Annotated in this window: 26 protein-coding genes; 1 reads left to right on the top strand and 25 read right to left on the bottom strand. The window is 50.7% G+C overall.

Features of this window, described 5'->3' with window-relative positions:
- Positions 1–32: 32 nt before the first annotated feature.
- From icmT to mobA, 22 genes are all read right to left on the bottom strand, one after another.
- Positions 33–320: an IcmT/TraK family protein gene (gene icmT, locus ACORQT_RS24625; RefSeq protein ID WP_089186984.1), complete on the bottom strand. Its 288-nt coding sequence runs from the start codon at positions 318–320 to the stop codon at positions 33–35.
- The gene (traJ, locus tag ACORQT_RS24620) at positions 313–1,488 is read right to left on the bottom strand and encodes a plasmid transfer ATPase TraJ (protein WP_089186985.1); all 1,176 of its coding nucleotides are present in this window, start codon (positions 1,486–1,488) and stop codon (positions 313–315) included. The genes icmT and traJ overlap by 8 nt, the downstream gene beginning before the upstream one ends.
- Complete coding sequence (locus ACORQT_RS24615) at positions 1,481–2,296, bottom strand: type IV secretion system DotC family protein (RefSeq protein ID WP_089186986.1); 816 nt, start codon at positions 2,294–2,296, stop codon at positions 1,481–1,483. Before ACORQT_RS24615 ends, traJ begins: the two co-directional genes overlap by 8 nt.
- Positions 2,293–2,757: a DotD/TraH family lipoprotein gene (locus ACORQT_RS24610; protein WP_148664835.1), complete on the bottom strand. Its 465-nt coding sequence runs from the start codon at positions 2,755–2,757 to the stop codon at positions 2,293–2,295. The genes ACORQT_RS24615 and ACORQT_RS24610 overlap by 4 nt, the downstream gene beginning before the upstream one ends.
- Before the next feature lie 85 nt (positions 2,758–2,842).
- The gene (locus ACORQT_RS24605; protein ID WP_089186987.1) at positions 2,843–3,919 is read right to left on the bottom strand and encodes an acyltransferase family protein; all 1,077 of its coding nucleotides are present in this window, start codon (positions 3,917–3,919) and stop codon (positions 2,843–2,845) included.
- A 78-nt stretch (positions 3,920–3,997) separates the two neighbouring features.
- Complete coding sequence (pilV, locus tag ACORQT_RS24600) at positions 3,998–5,350, bottom strand: shufflon system plasmid conjugative transfer pilus tip adhesin PilV (RefSeq protein WP_232092665.1); 1,353 nt, start codon at positions 5,348–5,350, stop codon at positions 3,998–4,000.
- Positions 5,347–6,015, bottom strand: a complete 669-nt coding sequence (locus ACORQT_RS24595) for a prepilin peptidase (protein ID WP_089186988.1) — start codon at positions 6,013–6,015, stop codon at positions 5,347–5,349. The genes pilV and ACORQT_RS24595 overlap by 4 nt, the downstream gene beginning before the upstream one ends.
- A complete protein-coding gene (locus ACORQT_RS24590) occupies positions 6,015–6,500 on the bottom strand; it encodes a lytic transglycosylase domain-containing protein (protein ID WP_089186989.1) in 486 nt (161 codons plus the stop codon). Before ACORQT_RS24590 ends, ACORQT_RS24595 begins: the two co-directional genes overlap by 1 nt.
- A 54-nt stretch (positions 6,501–6,554) precedes the next feature.
- Positions 6,555–7,145 (bottom strand): type 4 pilus major pilin, encoded by a 591-nt coding sequence (locus ACORQT_RS24585; RefSeq protein WP_060442022.1) that lies wholly within the window; start codon positions 7,143–7,145, stop codon positions 6,555–6,557.
- A 36-nt stretch (positions 7,146–7,181) separates the two neighbouring features.
- A complete protein-coding gene (locus ACORQT_RS24580; protein WP_089186990.1) occupies positions 7,182–8,297 on the bottom strand; it encodes a type II secretion system F family protein in 1,116 nt (371 codons plus the stop codon).
- A complete protein-coding gene (locus ACORQT_RS24575; RefSeq protein WP_089186991.1) occupies positions 8,294–9,784 on the bottom strand; it encodes a GspE/PulE family protein in 1,491 nt (496 codons plus the stop codon). The genes ACORQT_RS24580 and ACORQT_RS24575 overlap by 4 nt, the downstream gene beginning before the upstream one ends.
- A gap of 5 nt (positions 9,785–9,789) precedes the next feature.
- Positions 9,790–10,362 (bottom strand): type IV pilus biogenesis protein PilP, encoded by a 573-nt coding sequence (pilP, locus tag ACORQT_RS24570; RefSeq protein ID WP_089186992.1) that lies wholly within the window; start codon positions 10,360–10,362, stop codon positions 9,790–9,792.
- Positions 10,349–11,647 (bottom strand): type 4b pilus protein PilO2, encoded by a 1,299-nt coding sequence (gene pilO2 / locus ACORQT_RS24565; protein ID WP_089186993.1) that lies wholly within the window; start codon positions 11,645–11,647, stop codon positions 10,349–10,351. Before pilO2 ends, pilP begins: the two co-directional genes overlap by 14 nt.
- 3 nt (positions 11,648–11,650) lie before the next feature.
- Positions 11,651–13,282: a PilN family type IVB pilus formation outer membrane protein gene (pilN, locus tag ACORQT_RS24560; RefSeq protein ID WP_060442017.1), complete on the bottom strand. Its 1,632-nt coding sequence runs from the start codon at positions 13,280–13,282 to the stop codon at positions 11,651–11,653.
- A 21-nt stretch (positions 13,283–13,303) separates the two neighbouring features.
- Positions 13,304–13,768 (bottom strand): type IV pilus biogenesis protein PilM, encoded by a 465-nt coding sequence (gene pilM / locus ACORQT_RS24555; RefSeq protein ID WP_060442016.1) that lies wholly within the window; start codon positions 13,766–13,768, stop codon positions 13,304–13,306.
- A gap of 113 nt (positions 13,769–13,881) precedes the next feature.
- Positions 13,882–14,922 (bottom strand): toxin co-regulated pilus biosynthesis Q family protein, encoded by a 1,041-nt coding sequence (locus ACORQT_RS24550; protein ID WP_158524210.1) that lies wholly within the window; start codon positions 14,920–14,922, stop codon positions 13,882–13,884.
- Between the two features lie 77 nt (positions 14,923–14,999).
- A complete protein-coding gene (locus ACORQT_RS24545; RefSeq protein ID WP_145957746.1) occupies positions 15,000–15,281 on the bottom strand; it encodes a hypothetical protein in 282 nt (93 codons plus the stop codon).
- A 516-nt stretch (positions 15,282–15,797) separates the two neighbouring features.
- Positions 15,798–15,998: a TraY domain-containing protein gene (locus tag ACORQT_RS24540; RefSeq protein WP_072270311.1), complete on the bottom strand. Its 201-nt coding sequence runs from the start codon at positions 15,996–15,998 to the stop codon at positions 15,798–15,800.
- Positions 15,999–16,114: 116 nt separating this feature from the next.
- Entirely contained in the window at positions 16,115–16,390 is a 276-nt protein-coding gene (locus ACORQT_RS24535; protein ID WP_060442014.1) for a hypothetical protein, read from the bottom strand.
- Positions 16,391–16,513: 123 nt separating this feature from the next.
- Complete coding sequence (locus ACORQT_RS24530; protein ID WP_444859442.1) at positions 16,514–17,359, bottom strand: LPD7 domain-containing protein; 846 nt, start codon at positions 17,357–17,359, stop codon at positions 16,514–16,516.
- Positions 17,326–18,468, bottom strand: a complete 1,143-nt coding sequence (gene traI, locus ACORQT_RS24525; RefSeq protein WP_444859441.1) for a TraI/MobA(P) family conjugative relaxase — start codon at positions 18,466–18,468, stop codon at positions 17,326–17,328. The genes ACORQT_RS24530 and traI overlap by 34 nt, the downstream gene beginning before the upstream one ends.
- Positions 18,469–18,475: 7 nt before the next feature.
- Positions 18,476–18,808, bottom strand: coding sequence for a plasmid mobilization protein MobA (gene mobA, locus ACORQT_RS24520; RefSeq protein ID WP_060432402.1), 333 nt, complete (start codon positions 18,806–18,808; stop codon positions 18,476–18,478).
- 222 nt (positions 18,809–19,030) lie between these two features.
- On the opposite strand from mobA, the gene ACORQT_RS24515 reads away from it, so the two are divergent.
- Positions 19,031–19,351, top strand: coding sequence for a hypothetical protein (locus ACORQT_RS24515; RefSeq protein ID WP_197666974.1), 321 nt, complete (start codon positions 19,031–19,033; stop codon positions 19,349–19,351).
- A gap of 33 nt (positions 19,352–19,384) precedes the next feature.
- Here ACORQT_RS24515 and ACORQT_RS24510 read toward each other — a convergent pair whose 3' ends face one another.
- The 3 genes from ACORQT_RS24510 to ACORQT_RS24500 form a co-directional block, all read right to left on the bottom strand.
- The gene (locus tag ACORQT_RS24510) at positions 19,385–20,239 is read right to left on the bottom strand and encodes an LPD29 domain-containing protein (protein WP_089186927.1); all 855 of its coding nucleotides are present in this window, start codon (positions 20,237–20,239) and stop codon (positions 19,385–19,387) included.
- Positions 20,240–20,283: 44 nt separating this feature from the next.
- Positions 20,284–20,700 (bottom strand): protein TraE, encoded by a 417-nt coding sequence (locus ACORQT_RS24505; RefSeq protein ID WP_145958054.1) that lies wholly within the window; start codon positions 20,698–20,700, stop codon positions 20,284–20,286.
- Between the two features lie 816 nt (positions 20,701–21,516).
- On the bottom strand, positions 21,517–22,347 hold the full coding sequence (locus tag ACORQT_RS24500) for a DUF4942 domain-containing protein (protein WP_308352386.1): 831 nt from the start codon (positions 22,345–22,347) through the stop codon (positions 21,517–21,519).
- Positions 22,348–22,420: the final 73 nt, after the last annotated feature.

Below are 22,420 nucleotides of genomic sequence, written 5' to 3'. Positions count from 1 at the left end.
CTCTCCCGGCACCCTAAAGGCCTTTATGCTAGTCACTCACCTTCAGTAAAGCGGCGGTACCACCACGGTCGACCCGACAGCAGTTTTCCACGCAGCAGATAGACCAACCGCGCAATAAGCACCGTCAATGTCCAACCAAAGGCCGACAGAATGCGGAAAAAAATGATGATGCCGCTGATCACATAAATCGTGTCCCAGGTAGGGAAGCGGAACCAGAACAGGTAAAGCAAAAATAACGGGGCCGGAACACCGTAAACATTGAGCCTGCGAGAAGCATTGCGCCAATAGCCCGGTGGCAAAGGTTCCTGCTCATCATGCATGTGAATGACCTCGCTCCAGTTCACGTAACTGATGGCTCGTCAGGGCAACGGCCAATTCGCTGCGGGCAATGCGCCCTTGTAAGTACAGGTGCCAGGCATGATCGGCAATGCGTCGTTTCTCAGTACGAATAATACCGTCAATGTGTTGGCCCCATCTGACGTATGGCATTTCCGATAGCCGTTCTCGCAAAGGGTCATCAAAAATAATGTATTCGCGCACGGCTTGCCGTTTGCCATCAGTTGTTCTTAGCAACTTCTGCACCACGATATACTGCAGCACCCCGAGCATGTCATGCGCAATTGCCTCACGGATCTCCGCCTGGAATAGGTTCAAACAGCGAGGAATGGCCTCTCCGGGGGAGTGAATATGCAGTGTCGATAGGCACAAATGGCCCAGCTGGCCAGCCTGTATCCCCGCTTCCACGGTTTCTCGGTCACGCATCTCCCCGACGCCAATCACCGAGGGGGCACGCCGCAGGTCAGCACGGATACCTTCAGCAAAATTAGCCACATCGCGACGGATCTGCAGCTGAGTCGCCGGCAAAATATCACCGCTCTTACCCAGAACAAACTCTATCGGATCTTCCGTCGTCGTCACTTTCCGGTCAGGATCATGATCGATACAGTGCCGATAGACCGATGCCAGAAAGGTACTTTTCCCAGAGCCGGTTTCACCGCCAATGAAGGCCAACCCCTTATGAGGCAGAACAACACTGCGCAGGTCATCCTCGATGCCCAACGAATCCAGCTCGGGGATCGCGGTCGGGATGACCCGCATGGTCAGTGCAATCGTCGTATCCAACCGCCCAGCCGTAGCCTGCACAAAATTACAGCGAAAGCGCAACCGTTCACCACGATCCAGACCATAGCGCTGGTACATGTCGCCATCGAGCTGCAGAGCTCTGTCGACTGGATAGCCGCCACCGGCCGTGGCCCGGACCTCCGGTTCAAAGATCTCGTCAATCAGTTTGGACAGGGTATCGTCAGCCAGCACAAAAGTGCTGGCTCGTCTCAATCGGCCGTGGTGGCTGACAACCAGGTGATTGCCGCCCTGGATATGGATATCACTGACACTCTGCTTAGCACACCAGACAAAAAACGTTTTAAGTGCATTACCATCCAGGCCGGTCTCGAAGGTATAGGGAATAAACTCAGCAGATTCAGTCATTTTCTCCCTCTCTGTGTATGACCGGCTTCCATTTCGTCTTATCAGGCACAAATCCAGCGTGCTCTTTAAGACGACGAACTCGATCACCCGTGGTCAACTTGCTGCGATCGCCACTGACGGTTTGTTGCTGCTCAGTCACCACCGGAGAGGTGATATAGCCCTGTTGCAACAAGCGTGAGTAAACCAACATGCCGCGGTAATCTCGGGTAAGGCGATTGAAATTGGCTTCCAATGTATGGTCAGCACTCTCTCGCCCTTCTTCCCATCCCTTTCGTACCGCCGCCTGCCACAGCGCTTTCTGGGCGCCGTTGGCCGGAATCACTGCCGCTTCAGGCCCATCAACAGCCGAAGTGGACAAGCCGGCGTTAAGCCAACTCCGCCAGGATGGCGGGTTACTGACAAAACGCTCCGGTGTGAGAATTTCATACACATGCGTAGCGGTTCTTATCTGATTCGGTGTGATATGGGCCACATCCTGCGCTTCACTGATCACCGGTGGTAGCCACCCTTGACGACTGATCAAGGTTCGGAAGTCATATAAGGCATCCAAGTTTTTGGCCACAGCATCAAGGGTTTGACGTAACTCCCAAGCACGCTGCGCTTTTCCACCTCGAAACCCCAATGTACGTCCAGCTTCTTCGAGCAGTTGGCGACGGGTTTCCGAAATATCCGACGATGATGGTTGTGATGGGCTAAGGTAACTGCTCATATCTGGCGGAGCCGATTCTAAAGGGGGTTGTGCAGCCGCCGCCGCATGGCCGTACAGCACACCATTAACGAATAGCAGCGTCAGAAAAGATCTTTTCATCTGCGCCCCCTCGGTTTTTCGGGTTGGGAAAAGGCCAGAGTGAGTTGCCCCGGAAATTCATGCAGTGTGGCCCGCCAGGCGGTTTGGACCTCAATCATTCGCAGCAGATTCTGGTAGGTAACGCCATTTACATGCAAATTAACCGGCAACGGAAGCCGCACGCCCGTCCAGTTAAAAGTCACCCCACGTTGCCGAGCCAGATGGGAAAGTAGCTCGACGGCGTCGCCATCCCAGTTAATGGTAACGCGTTGAGAGTTTGCATTAATACTAGAAGAATAAAACGGTGTTCGGACTTGATTTATCGCGCCAGATAAATACAAAGCATTCTGATTATTTTGAATTTGTGCGGGATTATATTGAGCATCAGTGTTTTTGAGCGGTATGACTGCAGTACTTTTTGCCGTGAGTTGACAGCCACTAAGCACCACAGGCAAAAAGAGTAACATGCAATTAAATTTCATGCGTCTTTATCCTGTATGTCTGACATTGAGGTTGATTGAATATTAAAAGACAATAAAAAAGGAGACATTCCGCCCCCTTTATTATTTATGCCATTTTATGGGTTGCTGTTTTTTGTTTTCGTCGACTTACTGGCCTTTCAATAAAAACATATGACAAGTATGCCAATACGATAGAAAAAACACATGACAACAAAAACCGTGGTATGCCATCAGCCACACCTATATCTTCAAAACGTTTGCCTATCCCTCCGTTCATTAAAGTATGAATGAGATATAGAGAGAAGGATATCTCTCCCAAAGTAACGAAGAACCTCGGCATGAATTTAGTTATAAGCTTATCATTCAGAACCACAGCAATAAACAAAATGGAAAGATACCATCCAGACATCGTTATGCCATGATTTAGCAATGGTGTATACAGAACGCAGTAAACTGCGATAGACATCGCCGCGACTAAAAAAATAACTCTAACATGATTATTTAAATTTTTTGTATAAGGATAGATAAGCCCAAAGGCTACCCCTACCAAAAACATCCATATTATTGGGTTGGTGATTAAGTTCATGTAAGCAGAGTTGAATTGATAACCACTCACATCCAAGGTCGGAGAATGCCCTGCCAACATAGGGAAAATAACCAGACTTAACGAAAACCCACCAAACAAAAGGAACCATCGATATCTTGATAGCAGACAAAATGCCATGGCCACGTAGAATAACATCTCGTAATTCAGTGTCCACCGAACTCCATAGAAACCACTATCATCTATATAGAATGGAGCATGATTCGGATCAATTGGGGAGAAGGTGATTGCACTTATCAAGTTACTTACTTTTTCTGGGTAATGAAAGGTACTCATAGCCCCAGACAAAAGGAAGGAAATTAGCAGGATAATAAAATAAGCTGGAAATATTCTTCTTACGCGGTGTTTCAGAAACACCCCCGCAGCCGACAGTCCTGGAGTTAACTTCTTAGCTGAAAGCGTGATAACAAACCCACTAATCAAGAAGAAAACATCAACACCAATAGCCCCCCACCCAAACAATTTATCCCCTAAATTAGGATAGGAAAGATTAATATTCCAACGAAAGTGAAATAGCATTACAGCAAGAGCAGCAAGCCCTCTCAGCGCTTGAACACTGGCCAGTTTATTTTTTTCCATAAAGACTCTTTAAATTATAAAATCAACGATCCATTATATTACACCGAACCGCGAAATTCCACTTTATAAACCCTTATGTCATTTTGCACAAATAGCAATGGACTGAAAACATGTAGTGCGCCATTCATTATTAGGCGTCACCACAACCCAGCTATTCGAAAAAACGTCAGGAAAGGCCGCATCAGGGGAGTTATGTGCAGAATCATTAGCTGTCCAACGCGACAGTCTATATCCTCCAGATACCAGTTTTGTTCCTGCAGGGCAATAAGCTCTAGCTTCCTTTAGGTTTTGACATTGCTCATCACTCGTCACGTTAAATGTATCTAACGCCCCCAAGGACTTCCATATGCCATTTTGGCAAGAGAGCAGTACGCCTTCTGGTGTCCTACCTACAAGTCCATTTGGGCCGCATCCCCAACCAGCATTTGCCGTGCCATCAAGCTGCAGATATTCACCGACAGATGCCCGGCCGTCTGCACGAACGCTCCCACCTTTCAGTTGGCCACCGGTATAAATACCTTTGTTATTCACCGAACGAATCCAATCGTTGTCATCCATATAAAATCCGCCACCGTGGTCTTCGTTGAGCCAGCCCTTACCATGTTTTGTTACCAACCAGCCGTAATTACTACGAACATCCCCTGCAGCTGCAATTCCACCTCCCGCAACCACACCATCCCGCGATACAACGTTTTGAGCATTTACATTCTGCTGATAATTACCTGTTTGTGCGTTGATATCATTAGCGGCATTCAGGTTGTTCCCTCCCATATCAATCGCAGTGTGCATCTTATTAAGATCGGGGCGACCATTAACCTGGAAGCGATACAAGCGATCGCTCTCTTCAGCCCCACCTGCCAATACATCGGACGTCAGGTAAGCGGCCAGGTGTCCACTCTGTCCACTTAGCCCCATATTCGCCAGGTTGACCTGCCAGCCACCGCCGGCGCCGTTGGCAACATTGACGGGTTCGATATACCCACCCAAGCCAGACGTGTTCTGAGCGATATAGCGTTGGCCCTTGAACGTAATATTTTGACCGCCGGCGGTCAAAACAAAGGCGACCAGCTTGTCGGTTTGCGAAGGATTGCGTGTCACGGCAAGAATATAGGTTTGGCCGTTATTGTTGGTAAGGGAAAACCCCGCCGGCAAATACCCTTTATCGCGCAGGGTCTGGCCGGTTACCGTTACGTTGCCGCCCCCTTTTACCTGATTCAGCAACGTATCGTAGTTATCTTTAACGTATCGACGGGCACCCTCGCTCACTGTGCTCAGGTGTGTCGCGGTCACGACCCAGGTCTGTTCTTCAATATAGTTGGAATATCGTTCCAACCCGATAGGGGCGGCAATCAACACGATCCCCAGAACGATGGCCATCGAGATCAACGATACCCCCCGGTTGATACGGGGGGTGACAATTTCAGCAGTCATAAGGCACCTGTTAGGATCAATTGAGGGAAACTACCGGCCAGTATTGCCAGTAACGCGAATAGCCAGGGAGCATAGGGTTGAGCCGTTTTGTCCGTCAGTAATGCCCCGACGATAAACAGCAAGAATGCACATCCGCTCAGCACGCTGGCGAGCTGCCAGGGAAACCAGGCGCTCAGCGCGGCGATCAAATGCACGTCGCCCATGCCGAAGCCTTCTTCCCCACGCAGATGCTTGGCGCCATAGTGAAAGGCATAGAGGAACAAAAACATGCCGATACTGCCTGTGAGCGCCTCAGTCAGGGTAAGTGCACTGCCAGGCAACAAGGTAAACAGCAGACCAGTCAGCCAAAAACCCGAGGTATATCGCAGCGGTAGCCAGTAATTGCGCAAATCAAGCAGCACCATGGGAATACCCCAGGCCAGCAGCCCCAGAATTCTGACAGTACCTAACCAGGGATGACCCACAAGGGCTGTTGTTGCGATCAGTGCAGTACCGGTGCCGACAAAAACTATTGTGACGCCTCTGACCTGCAGCCTAGTAAGGGGCGGGCCATCATGTTCAAGCAAGAATTTTTTGGCTCGATGGACCAACGGCTGAGCACCAATAAACAGAGTGGCGCCGGCGCATACCATCAGTAACGAGAACTTCAGAAGATACAAAGCCATCAGGCGGCACCGCCTTTAAGCTTCATGTACATCGCATACACTTTTCGCGCGTAAATCATACGCCGCGGGCCGTTGTTATCAGCGAATCCGGCGTTATAGGAACCGAGGCATTGCCAATTTACCCCGCATTGTTTGAGGTGCTTTGCCAATATCCAGGCCCCGATCTGTACGTTGAGACAGCTGTTAGTCAGCAAATCCTGCTCACTGCGGATGATGCCCAACGCGCGCAACTGGGGAATATGTCGGTCATTGATTTGCATCAACCCGAAGTCACGGCTGGTAACTCGTCCGGCTTTATCGCGATTTTTGCCAATGGCTTGAGGATTTAGGCTGCTTTCGACAGTCGCCATTGAGCGAAGTAATAAAGGGTCGACTTTATAGCGCGCACCTGCCTCGTTAAAACAGAACGCCTGTGCCGGCAACGAGAATAATAATGCCCAGCCCAGCACCAGACAGGCCAAGGCTCGTTGAAAGGAAAACAACATGAGAATGCACTCCAGATGGAGGCCGGCAACAGAACGTTGCCGGCAGGATGGGCATCAGGTGTTGCTGGTAAAGGTAAGGGTATTCTGCCCAACAGATCCTTTATCGGCAGTACACTGCGCCCCCACGGCGCTGGCAGCGATCGCGCCATTCGTCGATGTACCGTTGACCATGGTGGTAACAACACTCGGCGCCGCACTCAGTTTGGTGGCCAGAGTAATGCACGCCTCTTGAGGAACGGCCGCGTAAGTCAGAGAGAAGGAAGATTTCTGCCCACCGGCCGTTGCCACGGGTTGCACGGTGACAGCGCCCCCCCACAGGTTTTGCAACTTGGCGCTACCCGAGGACTTGGTGCCGACAACCGTCATGTTGGCCGGCGCGCCCCCGAACTGGATCAGGGCGCCGGTCATGGCGTCAGCGGCGGCAAAATTATAAACACCGGATGTTTTCAGCATGGTGCGGGTGTTGGTCAGAAGTTCTGCGGCATTATTGTACTCCGTACTGGCGTCGTTGCGGTTAAACAGCCCTCCGCCCTGGGTAATGGCGATAGCTAATACGACGAGGACAAGAACAAAATAAATAGCCGCTTCAAGCAGGGTAATAACCCCACGGTTGATTGCTGACTGTCGAGTTTGTGTCAGTTCCATTACTGTTTCCTTTAGGTTTTGATGAGAGTGGGCGGCTTAACGTGTGCCCACGAGGTCGTTGAGGTTTTGTGTGGCCAGGAGGATCAGGATCATGTAGCCAGCGTTGGTGCCCAATGCGATGTAAGAAAGCAAAGACGCCGTCCGCTTGATCCGGGCTACAGTTTGCACAAGCCAGGCCCGTGCAAAATTTTCAATAATGATTTCAGCGTTATCGCCGTCGGTCAGCAGGACCAGTTTGTCGATAGCACGCGGAGAGGGGAATCCGTAGCCGGCATTGCGCAACGCCAACCCAAGGTGGTCACCTTGCCTAACCTGACGCTGGGTTGCGGCCAATCGCTCATATAACCAGGGTGGTGCATAACGGCTCAGCATGTCGATGGCGTCTTCCGTCTTCACCTGAGCACGCATCAACGCACTGAAATTAAGTAAAAAACCTACTCCCAGCACGTCGCGATACACGCTCCAGGGCAATAGACGGTCCAAAACACGCTGCCGCACCGTTCCCGTCAAGTTCGGCATTGACCAGACGACGAAGCCAATCAGCAGGAGTACCAGCCCACCAAGAATAATTGCATGATTGACAAAGAATTCTGAGATGGTGCTGAGCCACCACAACGCCCCAGTCCAATTATCTCGGGCAGACAATGACTCCAGGCGGGGAAGGAAATAGACAGTGACCATCTTCATCATGGCAAACGTGGTTGCCAGCAACAGCATCGGGTAAGCCAACGTGGACACCAATGCTGATTTCATATCCGACATGCCCTGCACCACGGTGATCGCCCGGTATAGGGCAGCAGCCAGGTTGCCGTCCTGAACGCCGGAGCTAAGGATGGCGGCCTCCTGCCGGGGTATCCAGGACGCCAATCCCTGGTCGACTGACCGGCCCTGACGCAGGGCACTGAGCATATCCTCCAGGCAATAGACGACCGGCGGGCGTTTATTGCCATAGCTCCCTATCATTGAATTGATGGCTTTCTCAACTTTGAGGTTGTTGTCGAGCAGGAAAGCCAGATCCTCGTAGAGCGTCAGGCGGTCAGCGGTGGAGAATGTCTTTTGCGCCAACCAGCGCCCTACCCCTTCATTCATTGTTTCCGATGACGGCATCCTGCCCCGTAGCGCCGTCAACCGTTCGCGCAAACGGGAAATCATGATGCAGCCTCCGGGGGTAACAATGTCAGGCTGTCCTCGTCCAGCGGACTGATATAGTCCGCATCAATCGGGTCGACCAGTCCGTCATGGAGATAACGCATCAGGTGCTGACCGCGAGTGATACCGCCCAGCGCATTCACCCAATAACTGCGCGCAGCCAGTTTGCCCTCATGGCGAAACAGCTCCATGAATCTGGCATCGGGACGAATGACTTCAGCGATAACACGCCGGCCGATTACGCCTTTGTAACAGTGCTCACATCCCTCAGGATGGCGAAAAGCCAGCTTTTCGACCTGACAAAAGCGTTCAAGCAGCGCTCTTTTCTCCTCTCCCAGACTTGCTCTGACCGCCTCCCAGCGTTTCTTGCAGTGAGGGCATAACAGCTGCACCAGCCGCTGTGCGATTAACCCAATCATGACTTGAGGATCGGCCACCTGGCCCATGGGGATACCCAGAGTATCGGTCAGGCGATCAAGAATGCCGACCGCATCATTCGCATGCAGCGTGGTTTCCACCAGGTGTCCTGACTTAGCCGCCGTCAAAGCAGACTTAACCGAGTTGGCATCACGAATTTCGCCGACAACCATGGCATCAGGGTCCAGCCGTAATGCGGCAGAAATAGACCTGACCCAGGCACGGCTAACAGCGTCCGGATCGTTTTTATCGGCAATGATGGGGGTTTGTACCGCGCCCAAAATCAATCCTTCTGGAGGGTCTTCCAGCGTCATCAGTCGTTTTCGATGCCCGGTAAACGACAGGTACATTTCGCTGAAGGTACGCAGGGAGGTACTTTTCCCAGAACCGGTAGGGCCGGACAGGATGATGACGCCTTCAGGGCGCGCCAGCATACGGCGAATAAGCGTTTGCTGTTCCGGTAGAAAACCCAGTTCGTCGAGCGTAGGCGGCGTTTTACCCTCATCGGGCAAAATGCGCATGACCACATACAGACCGAATTCTGCCGGCGTATGCGCATAACGCGCCCCGAAGAGCTGAAGCCCTTGCAGAAACTCTTTACGCACCCGCCCATCCTGAGCGCGATTGGGGTTAAAACTCTTCTCGGCCACATCGCACATCGACATCACAATCGTTGACGCCAGCGTCATCCCTTCCGCGCAATCCAGCGTTGTCACCGTTTCAAGATCGCCATGAACACGAAATTGCACCACCGTCACATCATTCATCCCGATCAGCAGATGAATATCACTGGCGCCTTTCATCTTGGCATCCTTGAAGAAGCTAATAATCTTCGCCTGTTGAACGGAATATTCGTTAGCGTTGGGGTTCTCAGTGAGCTGGCTTTGCTGCATCTCTTTCAGCTTATCGAGCTGAACCCGTTTAACCTGCAGCCTGGGGTGTTTTTTAAACGCGCCGGCAATCTCTGACGTGACGGCCAGACTATTATTGTGTGCGTCAGACACATACAGCGTCGGGGCATCAGTATTGGTCAGATCTAAATGGATATAGGTTGAACCACGTTTCTCATACATATGGGTTACCCCGCAAAGGAAAGAGAGACCAGTGTTTGGTTCTTCCCGGAGACCACGACTTCATTGATGTTGATCCGTTTAACAACGAACTCCGTACCCGGGATACGATTTCCCACCTGCACCGTAACCTGATTGCCGTTGCTGAGTGCCAGCACGGCCGTGAAGCCTTTACCCGCGCCGGTGATCTCCACAATTTGCGGCGGTGCAGCATCTTGCACCGCGCCCTTGACCTCGGATTTGTTGTCCTGAGAAGGTGGCGCCGGGTTGAACGGCTGATCCAGTGCACGGTCATACCCGTTCTTTTGCAGTTCATTCAGCGCTTTGGCCCTGGCCAGTTGGGCCTCATATAGCACAGTCTCTGCCTGGATGGCTTCCAGTTGTTCAAGGTCGAACGCTCGGCCAGCCTTCGCGCGCACGGACATAGTCGGCAGAGGAAGATCCGCTGGCGTGGGTGATTTCACCGACGGTGAAGCGGGCGGGGCCGCCGGTATGTCAGCGACCGGCGCGGCGAAGACACCAGGTGCTATCAGCACCAGGCACAACGCCCAGGGTGTTACTCTGGATTTAGCGGTTGGCATACAGAAGTCCCTCAATGGTGTATTCCAGACGGTTGTTTTTGAGCGTGGTCGTGATGCTGGTCGCCCTTATTCCACTGCTGTTGAAGCGCGTTGGCGCAAACAACCGATCGGGCGGAATATTTGTAATGAACGTGAAGCTGTAGGTGCGCCACGGCAGATTTTGTACGTCGCCCTGCGTTAACTGCGTGCTTACGTCCATTTCGCTTAGGCGCAAGCGTGCATTGATACGCTGGGCATAACTGGTTAAGCGCTGAATTTGCTGGTTGCCCGGGAGAAGATCTTCGGGATGTTCAGGAGGAGAAATTGGCACCGTTAATGCAAAAGAGGCATCGTCGGCGCTACCGGGAATATTAAAAACGGGGTGAATATTTGAACCATAGAGCGCGGGTAACCGCAAGGCGAAATCCTCTACGGTGACACCGTTCGACAGAGCGTAGTGCAGTATGATTTTGCCCTGCACATCACACGTTTCTGTAATGAATAACGCGCCGGCAATAGAAATCTGCGGCGCTTTCCAAACGCTTCTGCAGGCACTGAGCATCGATGGAAACCGCGGTTGTGTAGCCCAGGGTTTCAGGCTGTCGGCCGGCGTCTGTTGTGCCATCTGCTGCCTGGCCATCAGCACGGCCTGAGCCGCTGCTATGCGCGCCTCTTCCTGGTGTTTCTCCCAGGCTGAATACCCCACATACCCGGCGCCCAGGGCCACCACTGCTATGCCCCAAAGCCACAGCACCTTCGGGTCATGAGTCTGACTCAGCCGGGCCCGGCGCAAACCGACCTTGCTATCGACCAACTCGGAGAGCGATTTATCTTCCGTTTCTTCACCGGGAAAGAAGCCGCCAGGAGCATATATTATCCACCCCGAAGCAGGCGTTGAGGTGATCGCCAGAAAATTGGACGCCGCAGTGCGTACAGCCGTTTCATCCCCCACGATGTCACCGAACGGGGAAAGCATGCCGTCACTGACAGCGACGAACCAGTATTGCCCGTTGGATAACGGGAAAACGCCATAACACGCCTCTGGCAATGCCGGCAGAACCGCCAATGCCATCGATGCCATCCCGCCTCCTTTTCGTGCTGCCTGGTCGGCGAGGTTAACAGTGCCCAGCAAGGTGCCTTGTGCCTGGCCGTCACCAGTTGGCAATGCTGCCCAATGCGTAGCCTTTGCCTCCTTAGCACGCAAACGCATGCTGCGGCGTCCGCGCAGCGGCAAATACTGCCAGTGCAACCCGGCCACAAGCCAGGCGTTCCCATTCTGCAGCGTGTAGGTAGTCTGTTGTTTCATGGCTTATCCCAAAATGACCGGAGTGATAAGAATGACCAGCATGGTTTTGTTATTTTCGCCGTTGGCACCGCCGCCGAGTCCAAAGAAGCGGAAGCTGCCGACGCCCTGGCGATTTGCGGTGTTGTTGAGAGATTGGTAACCACTGAGAACCAACGTTTGTCCGGATTGCATAATGACGCGCTGGGTAAAGGTTTTGAGGCGTGTTTTCATCAACTCAACCGACGTTTTTTCACTGGTGAACGTGCGCATGGTTGGGTCATCTGACATATTGATCGCAAACTGCAGCTGCATTTTTGGCGACTGGGGCATCAGGAACGGCAGCACGGTCATGTTGAAACCGGTTGTGATCGTGGATTTGGTAATACTGCTCGATGAACCGACGTTGGCCGTGTTCTCCGTAGTGACGTTGGAAGCATAGTCCTGCTGCAGTGCAACCTGGATCGGCACAGCTGACAGGTTAGTGGTCATGCTCGAGGCCTCTGTCATCACGCTGACGTTCGCTTGCTCCGACAGAGCTTTGATAAAGGCTTTGGTGCCCGCCCCTTTGCCATCAAGGATAGAAACCCCACCGTTCAACGCATCTGAAGCCGCGCCGGTAAACGCGTTGGTCAGGGACAAACCGACGCTGCCACTGTTGAATACGGCGTTCCAGTCGATGCCGTACTGATCCTGAGTGCGTTTTTCGACGCTGTAGACCTGCACGTTGAGTACGACCTGGCGGTTGAGTTCTTTATTGCGGTCTTCCAGATAACGGCCTATCTGCTCGAGAACGCGTGGCGTATCCGTCACCGTCAGGACGCCGGCGGACAAATTCATGCGACCGGTACCGGGCGTTAACATCGACTTAATGGTATTGGTGACGTCCTCGTACAGGCTTGATTTGATTTCCATCTCAGTCGCCTGAGAGGTATTGGAGTCACCACTGAGCCCACCGCCGCTGCTGTCACCCGTTGCCCCCATCGATGAAGTGGTTCCGCTCACGGTTTTAGAGCCAAAACTCGCCTTGCTGTCCATGAACATGACCGGGAACGTCCGGGTGTCGAGATAGAAAATGGCGATCCGGCCCTGCTCATAGCGCCATGACAGCCCAAGACGAGTGGTGACATTATCAAGCAATCCGCCCAACTCCCCCTGCCAGAACACGCCCCTGAGCGCAGTGCCACCACTAACGACCGGCGCCGCGCGGGCAGATGAACCGCCCAACGCGGCTAATGGCACCAGCCCATTTGGGTCTGGCGCCGGAACCGGGCCACTTATCTGCTCAGTTTTGCCACCAGTCGGTGCCAAGATAGCCTGCGCATCAGGCGTCACCACCACCGGCAAGCGACAACGCTTACTGATGAAAGCACTGACTTCCGCCAGTGTGATACTCCCTGGACGATTAATGGCCACAGCGCAAGGAGGCAACAAACTATTGCCACCAGGCTGAGCATTTAACGGGTAAGGGTTGATCCACTGAGAGGTTAAATCCCGCACCACAGAGCCCTTTTTAAGAGCATGCAGATGTTTATCTGCCTGATTTTCGTCCCGTGAAACTTGATTATCGATCTTATCGATGCGCTCAAGCGGCGCACAGCCGGAAAGCAGCAAACACAACGTCGCCGCCAACCCGGTCAAGGGGAGGTGTTTTTTCATTGTTAACCTTATGAGGAGAGATTAGTTGAGGTACACCAGGCTGCCGTCAGTAATGCTCGCCGGCACATTAACCTGCATGTCATTGCCAACGCTGTCGATAAGCCGTCTTCCGACGACTTTGCCAACCAGCGCGGAATGTCGGCTCTGCGCCAACAATGCCGCCATCAACCCAGGTTGATCTGGCTGATAGACATACACACGACCAGCCTGCAAAACATTGCGCAACCCTCCAACGGATGACCAGCCGAAGGCGCTATCGGGGATCACACCGTCTTTTTGTGCAGGGTTGATATAGCGCCAGTCATTGATGTCATTGATGTAACGGATGGTTTGAATAGCGCGCTGACTCAGCGTGCTATCCTGCAGCTGAGTTCCAGCCTGGTCATGGGGAGAAATGTTGACCCACACCAGGAACCCCAGAAATACAGATAAAATCCAGTAAAACATCAGATTACCCTCCAAAGCACTATCCAGAATATGGTGCATAGGACGATCACGCCGACGTTCACTTTGCCGCGATAACTCATGCAAACCTCCAGGAGATAAGGCTGCGAATGCAACCTCTGAACAGAAGGGGAAGGGATCTTACTGAATGTCCATCAATGGATTTCCTTATCATCAACCGAGATGACACATTGGACATGGCGAATACCGGCATACAATGGCACTTTCGCCGTACCGTATAAGGTGAACAGACTATTCAACGCATCCCGGAAACTGCCTTCAAACTGGAGTGGGGCGTCGATACGGTAATTCACCGATGTCAACCAGGCGACAGTCCAGTTAGCGACACCAGGGGTAGAACACTTCTCTGCCGCCGCCCAACTGAAGAGGGTATCTTTCAACGTGCTCCCTGCTTCGATCCGCCAAACCTTTGGTTTAACGACCGATTTTGGCAGTGTTAACGAAGCTGTAGTTTTTACCGTCGGGGTTGGGCTCGAGGTGGCAACCGGCTTGCTGCCACCAAATGGATTACGGCCAGATACCACACTGCCTTTCTTATCAATTACCACTGGGGTTGAGGACGGGGTAACTGATGCGCTTTTGGGCGAATTTGCAGCCACGGCGCCGGGAGTAAATTCAACAGATTTGGCCGTGACGGAAATCCGTTGGGCTGACCAATCGACCAGCGCGACCTTGCCCTGTTGCTGCAGCACGTCATCCAGCACAAACGGCCACTGATCGTTACCACGCCATTGCAGTGAAGTGTGGGCATCCGGTTTAAGCTCTTGAGAGAAAGTCACTTGCCATCCAGGCGGGGTGATCTGCCGTATAGCCTGACGGAGCGTTGAAGCTTTGCCCGGTTTGGCAAGCGTCAGACTGGCTGGCCGCTCTCCGATATAGCGGATAGCCTGCAGGGTGGGTACCGGCTGACCTGCAAGCGCTCTGGGCTGAATGACCTCCGGCTGACGCCTCAACGATGTGGCTGCTGGCCTGGACTCAGAAACCGCCCGCACCGGTTTTAAACGAACCCGGCTGGCTTGGGCCAGATCCGCCTGTGCTCGCTGAATTATCGGTATTTGCTCCTGGATCAACGAAGTCACAAACTCTTGAGCCGGAACGCGCGGCGGCGAAGATGGGCTAATAGCACATCCACTCAACACCACCGGCGCCAGGGCAACGGGGAGAAATATTTTCAATAGAGTCACCTCAATTACGCAGTGGGATAAACAGGAAACAAGACAGGGGATATTGCTGAATAACGATGTCAGGAAGTTTATTTAGTAACACTTCGGCAAAGAATATTTGCACAGGCCACCGCACGCTCAAAAGGCCGGGTGCGCGATGTAGGTAGAGAGGGAGTTATAGCGGAGGATGATAGCCTGTACTTTTTCTTAACCTGCACTTTTGTATTGCCCAGATAAAATAACGTATCGCGTCTAACTCGCTTTCTTTTACGCGATCTATTTACTTTCTCTATATCAGGGGCAATTTGTGTCGATAGTTCGGAGAAATCACAGGAAAAATTTTGTGATGAGTTTAACGTTCCTTTTGCCATCAACATCTCCTTATCCGAATGTAAACTGCTGTTCAGGCAAGCCCACTCGTTAGAATGGACTTGCACAAATCTCTTTTGCGTCAGCACCCTTTCACTGCCAGTGTTGCCCGTTCACGCCCATTCACCCCGCCCTCGCGGGTGGTGCTAATCTTCTCTACAGGCAGATCGTACCCATAGATACATTGCTTTTTTGCATAGGGGTCTTAACAGTTACAGAATGCTGTCCGACTTTCCATTCGGGGTTACTCCCATTGAAAAATAACATAACCGCTAAGCGGATAATGTGTATAAGTAACCCCGGTTGTTAAAAAGCGGGCACCACCTTTTTTCAAAGGCCACGAGCACCCCATCCCAACGGACGAATTATTCATTTCGTGATAATTCCTCACGGGCAATCACCCAAAATTCAAAAGATTCCAGGTAAAAGAATGCCCTGCGAGTTAACGCCGTATATTTTTATAATCACTAAACAAACTAATAAAATAGAGTTCCCTGGTGTTGGATCTCTATAGGGTGCTACTTGGATTCATCAGAAAGGAAACGGCGGCCAGGCACCGCAATATCTGTAACTGTTTTTAGATGATCGGCAAGTCGAATTGTCGCCTCTTTAACTTTGCTACGACCTGAGCGCTTTGCGGCCTGAGTCAGCAACCGATTAACATCAGGGCTCATTTCGATAACGGTCTGTGCGGCTTTCCATTGTGACTTATCAGTCATTTATTATAATTCCCTACATCTTCAAAAGAATTATGGCGAGATTAATCCTTTCTCCTAAAATGCGAAACCCCCTTTAAAAGGGGGTTGACGTATTTGTTAAAATGTGAAACTAAGATTCAATTTGGTTGCAGGGTGTCAATGGCTATCAACAACTCAAGGTTTAGCTTAAGCTGGATCGCCGTCCCCATCGTAGATATCGACGTTAAGTGCATTCGATGACATGCAGCTTTGAGAGAATCTTTGACAGTGTCCTCGGATACGTCTCGAAGCTGTGCAATCGTTCCCACAGGGATTCCTGTCGAATACATATAGGCGGTGGCCAACTGTGTGAGTGTTAAATCCGGAAAATACTTGTGTAATGCCTTAAATTGGCTAGGATCGATGGCAGCCATGGCAGCCTCCCGTACAGGTTGTTATGGTTAGCTGGTTGTACAGGCCTTCAACCCTGTACAATCAGCGGCTAATAATATGATTTACATTAATTATCTCGCTTTACTTTTTATCTACTGCTCTGTTTAAGGACGTGGTCCCCAATACGAATTCACTGTTGGTGCATCATCGTCGCGATCGTCAGCTTGACGAGATCCAGCAGGAGCGTCATAACCCATTTCTGGTCTAAAGTGGCGATGCTCGAGAACCTCGGAGCGACCGCGCTGCCAGTTGTCTGTCGGCCCGAACACCTCTTTTTCTTGCTGGTAATTCAGGCGACAGCCCTCAAGCAGTACGCGGTCAACGAAATCGTCGGTGCCAACAATTTCAACTCGCTCACCACTTTTCGTGCCGGCAATCTCTGCAGCCAGGTGGTAATTCGCGGTGTCCTCGTAATCCTCGAACCCCGGCTTAATCTCAACCTGGTCACCACGATCGACTACAGCGACAACCCCATCCCGCAGGTATTCAATTGTACCATTCCGGTGCAAGCGAGTTGCATGGGTAGACCGTTCGAGCACCGGTGAGTCATCAGCAACACCAAACACCAATACGCTGTCTTTATGCTTATTCGGTACGGCGGCTTTCGCTTTACGCTTCTCACGATACGCCCATCCACGCAGCTGGCTAATAGCGGCAACATCACCCGTTAAAGCTTCGCGCTCCACCCAGGAACGGTAAGACAACGGGCGATATTGGCCAGACTCAAACAGCCTCTTACGTTCCTCACGGATCTGAATTCGTAGCTCCGCTGTTGCTTTCATTCGCTCGAACTCGGCAACGCGATACATCAGTTTTCGCAGCAGAGGGTCGTGGTAGCTATGGCGAACATTACCCTTCATTGCCTGATAATGTGCGGCCAGTTCCTGATAGCGTGCTTTCACGTTCAAGTCAGGTTTTACCCATGTATCGCGGTATTTTTTATAACGCAATTTGAGGTCATCGCGTGCAGCAGCCCTTTCTTCACGACGCTCTTTTCTCGCCTCCCGATCGCGCACCTGGAATTCGGGTTGGTAGTGGTTATAGATTGCATACCCCCCTCTTCCAGGTCTTCAGAATCAAAGCGTGGTGGAGCTTCGAACGGACCAAAATACGGTTCAAGCCTAGTCTTAGAAAGAGACGGATGAACATCAGATGCTTTAACCATCATAGTATCTGGTCGCGCAATATCGTATATAACCAACCCGCCTGATTGTTCGCGTAATCCAAGACCATTGGCATGCATTAGAAGATGGAAATAGTTCCAGCTTGCAGTCTTGTTCTTGATGGCATCGGTAATTTTTGAGCGCACCTGCCGAACCGCATAATGATATAGGCTTTCTTTGTCAGAGAAGATCTCTCGCTTGGCAGCACCCTGTGGAGCATTACGAAAACGCCATGGTGCACGACGCAATGTATTGTTATCACCCCACACCCAACTGCCATTATCTTGTTTGAAGCCAAAACGTTTTTCCAGAACGCGGCAACACTGTTGTAAGGTGTCTGCATCATTCCACAAATTGGCCGCGCGATACGTTTCCGGATTCACACGATTAACGGCGATATGGCAGTGAATATTGTCGGTATCACGATGAATAGCAGTAACAAATTGGTGATTTGCCATCCCCAGCTTTTCCAAGCAATGGCGAGCGCTATCAAACACCTGAGACGGCGTCGGTGTCTCATCCTCTTGCCAGGATAAAATGAAATGATAGACGGGGTCTTTACAGTGTCTATTCTGCGCAGCAACCATATTCATTTCAGCTGCAGCTGTCTCCAGTGAAAAGCAATTTGTTTCACATTCAACGCCCCCGACAATGACTTGCTCACGCCCATCAGGAAAGCTAGCGACAACCTGCATAGATGAGAAATCATTACGCCGCTCAACATAGTCTACCAGGCGATCAAAAATGGCCTGACTGGAGCGTGAAGAGGTCTTTTCAGTCTTATCGGGCGTGATTACGTCATCAGGTTTTTTCTCATCCCGCAGACTCAGGTAGCCGACCAACTTCATAAAGCTGGTGCCGCCGTCACGTCTTTTTGGTGGGATGATAACGTTCATAGTGCCCTTATTCGTTTGCTGGTACGAGATTCAAATCCAAAGCGATGATGGCCTTCTTCACTTCGACCAGTACGTCAGAAAACTGCTTACTGAGTTCCTGGGTCATCTGGTCTTGCATTTGGGTGTAGAGGTGTTTTTGTAAACCACCCAAACGAAGAAGTTCGTTCATCAAGCGTGTGTCTGTTCGTGTCATTATCTTCCGGTTCAGCGCGGAGCGCCGCAGTAACTCGGAAGTGCTTATCCCTGCAGCCTTGGCCTTGCCTTTGATGGCCTCAGCCTCCTCTTCGGTGCATCGGATTTGGATGATTATTCCTTTCTGACGCGACTCGCTTTTCGACATAGCTCAACCTCTAACTACTCAACCGGGGTGTCGGGGCGTAGCCCTGACCAGGTGTTTTGCATTATAGACTGCGTGCAGGCGGTAATGACAAAACATTTCCTGTCCGTCATTTTACTACGTCTATCCTTTTGGATGCGAGCTATTTTTCGCCTGATTAGGCGTCAGTGAGGGGGCGGGCTTGGCCTCTCAGAGGTGATATGGTTTAATGTGGTTACATCTACTATGGCTAAATCAGAGGGTTACATGGCAGGAACTAAATTTTATACTCAGGATCAGCTAGAAGAAGCAAAACTGGCTCTAGAATCCTTACCTGATTTGACACCTAACAAAATCAGCAGAACTGAACTTTTGGAATCACTAAAAGAAAGCATTATCGCCTTAGCAAGGTCAAAGGGATATACAGCATCTGAGATAAAATCAGCGTTACAAACGGTAGATATATCAGTAAGCGAGAAGGCGATATCGGATATCATCCGATCAACAAAATCTACAGCAAAAAAACGCGGGAGGAGTAACGTTAAGCAGGAAGCTAACCAATCATAATGAAAATGGCGGGGTTACCCGCCATATCATTGACTAAAACGACTTTAGCTTGAGTCTGATTTCACTTTGCAAGTTATTATTGAACAATGAGTTCACATTTACCGTGAACAACGTTCCCTTTTTGTAGGAATCTACATCAGCCCATTCTGGAACCTTATCACCATAAATTTCTCTGCACAGCGATATCGCTTTATCGATGAGTTCATCACTATAAACTCTGTCTATAGAAATGAAATTTATACCACCATAAACAACATTGAATGGACTTTCGTTATACTCGTAAACATCCTCCATGCTGTTAAAATATCCGCTCTTAAATTTTCTTGTTATCTCCTCAACTTTGTCACAAGTTGGGCCATCAACCCAACGCACTGAGATTGAGTTATAGCTTACTTTCTTTACAGAAAATTTAACGCCAGAAAAATTTTTCTTAAGCAGCAAACGAATATTTGAAGATACAACTGCTGCCACACTGCTATTATTATTTTCTACTTTTTTAAGGTGGGCAAAATCAGGTAGGAATTTCAATCTTTGAACCTCTGCCTCAAAGATTTCTTTCATATCTTTTTTTGCCTTCTCATTCCTACATTCTTCCTGTAATGCGATAGAAAGAATTTCATCTAGTTCTGACGGTGTACAAACGTCATCACAGATCTTCCACTGAACCCCCTGTAAAATACTTTCAGACACTTTACGAAGAATTTTTCCGCAATGAAACACAATATCAAGGTCAATTCTTTCACCATGAACCATTTCATTTCCAGGAAAATTTATAACATTTTCTGGTAGAGGCTCACCATGAACACCGAAAATTACGCCTCGGCCATATCCGTAAAGATTGGTGTAAACAGTTTGCCCAACCTTAAGAGATTTATTTTCGATTTTCATATTTAAACTCCATGATAAATAGCGGGGACATCGCCCCGCATAAATTAGAAAATTGGGGACAACATGCCGTAGCGTTTTAATGGTTGCATGATCTCATCGTATATGCCTCCATCAGATGTAACGATCACCACGTACCCTGTATCAAGGCAACGCCAACACTTTGAATTCAACGGGACAAATCGATAATTATTTGTACTTAACGCGACATTCTGAACTGGCTCTGTTTCTGTCACAGAATAGATATCGTAATGAACATTCTTACAATGCTGCCCGAATCTAAAGGCGGCATCCCATTCACTGCTTGCAAGGCACATGTAGGTGCAGTTTCCATGCATAGCACCATCACTTGAAGGCGCAAAAAATCGAACTGCGAACTGACCAAGGCGGCAAGTTTCAAAGTCATTGAGATCACATCTTTCGGAAGATTCTAGAGCAGCGGTGTTGACGTTTTGTGTGTTCATTCTGGTTTTCCTCTTGTCGATGGTTAATCCATCTCTCGGTGAGTTCCGTCGCAGCGAAGGGCAAAGGAGCAACGACGAACGGCGCAGTGCCAGGGCGACGACGAAAAGTTTTTTTGACCGAAGGAAAGAAAAAGTTTTTGACGGCGGCGTAGCGCTACCCTGGTACTGCGCTGGGCGACGGTGCTACCCCCTGCCCTCTGCGCCGGTACTTATCGAGTGATGGGCAACGACAGAACTTTGAGAATGAACACATCCGGCACGCCGGAACGGCGGGACGTCTCTAGCGGTGGCGCCGAAGGAGCCACCAGTGAAAGCGGCGCCGGCACTTGCCGGCTGTAAGCGTCTGCTGTTGACGTTGGCTCTCAGACCCTAGCCGGCAGGCCCGAAACCGCTCGCGGGTTCGGCGAGATTTGTCAGCCGCATACGGCTGACTAGTCGAGTAGGGCTGATGGTCGGGCGCATGCGACCGGCCACCGCAGGGAGCTTCAGCTCATTGTGTTTTTTTTCAACCCTGGTGAAAGGAGAAATAGGCGTCAAAGAAGGGAAAACATCAAACAGCGATATCGAATTAAAAGGGGCATTACTGGACTGAATCAGACCCAGAGGGCCGAAAGCAGCCGTGGCGAAGCCACAGGGCTTTTATCCGCCCGGCAGCAGTTAACACCTCAACAGTTCGCCACTATTTCTGCAGTTGGCACACTCAAGCCATGATCACCGAATAATGACAAAATGGCACATTGGTTAAAATGTATAATGATGGGGCATATTTTCCAGGCAGGGATTTCCCTGCCTGCCTCCTTAGGTCTGACTTACTGGTTACAAGCGCGGTGGCAACATCCCTGGGAACTGGCGCGCCACGATATCGTTAATTTTATTTACCAGATCGGGGCGTTTAAAAACGATATGCCCAGTCCCTTTGGCAAAGCCCTTGACGGTAAAATATTCAAGATCACACAATTCGCTGATTTTGTTGCCAGTGCCAAAGAAATCAGCGTATTTTTGACCGTCCCCTGACCTGAAGTCCGGCACCGCCTTCCCATCAAGCAAATAAAATGGACGCGCCAGATCATCGAGCAGTTGTTGCCCTTCCCACGTGAAACTTGATTGCCTGTGCCGCCATGTGCTGAGAAAGCGTTCTACGATGATCTTTTTCCCAAGGCGGCATGGGCTGTTGGTTTTGTAGTCCCATGACAAGCTACGAAATACGTCTATTACTCCTTTCTCAAAGGTAACAGTCTTATCGGCATTAAGTTGTTTGAACGTCGCCAGCACCGTATCAAGCGTGACCTCTGGGCAATCCTTGCTGTTCAGCTGGCGATCCCACTCATCCCGCTGTTTACTGCTCATCAGCGTGTACATACCGGTATCACTCAGCAGCCGATCCCAAACTTTCCGATCAATCAGCTTGGCAACCGCATCACCGTATTTTTCTGGTTTGCCTCGCCAATCCAACGCCTGTTTGACCACGTCGCTGTAACCATACAAATATTCTTTGTTGGCCGCCTCTGAAAGCTGTTTAGCAGCCGTATGGATCAATGCCATTCCCTCCATGAATTGAGCAATGCCGACATTTCGCTGCGCAATAATGCGGTCAATTGATACAGAGGGAATAACTTCCCCCCCCCTGGGAAGGATTAACGGTAATATCTGCGATCACGCCCGCGTTATCACGGGTCTGTTCTACGGTTGAAAATGTCATGTGTTTCTCCTCAATGAGTTG

This window comes from Serratia sp. (in: enterobacteria) (genome assembly GCF_052400455.1).
In the GTDB taxonomy this organism is placed as follows: Bacteria; Pseudomonadota; Gammaproteobacteria; order Enterobacterales; family Enterobacteriaceae; genus Serratia; species Serratia ureilytica.
This window is presented reverse-complemented; position numbering and strand designations above follow the sequence as displayed.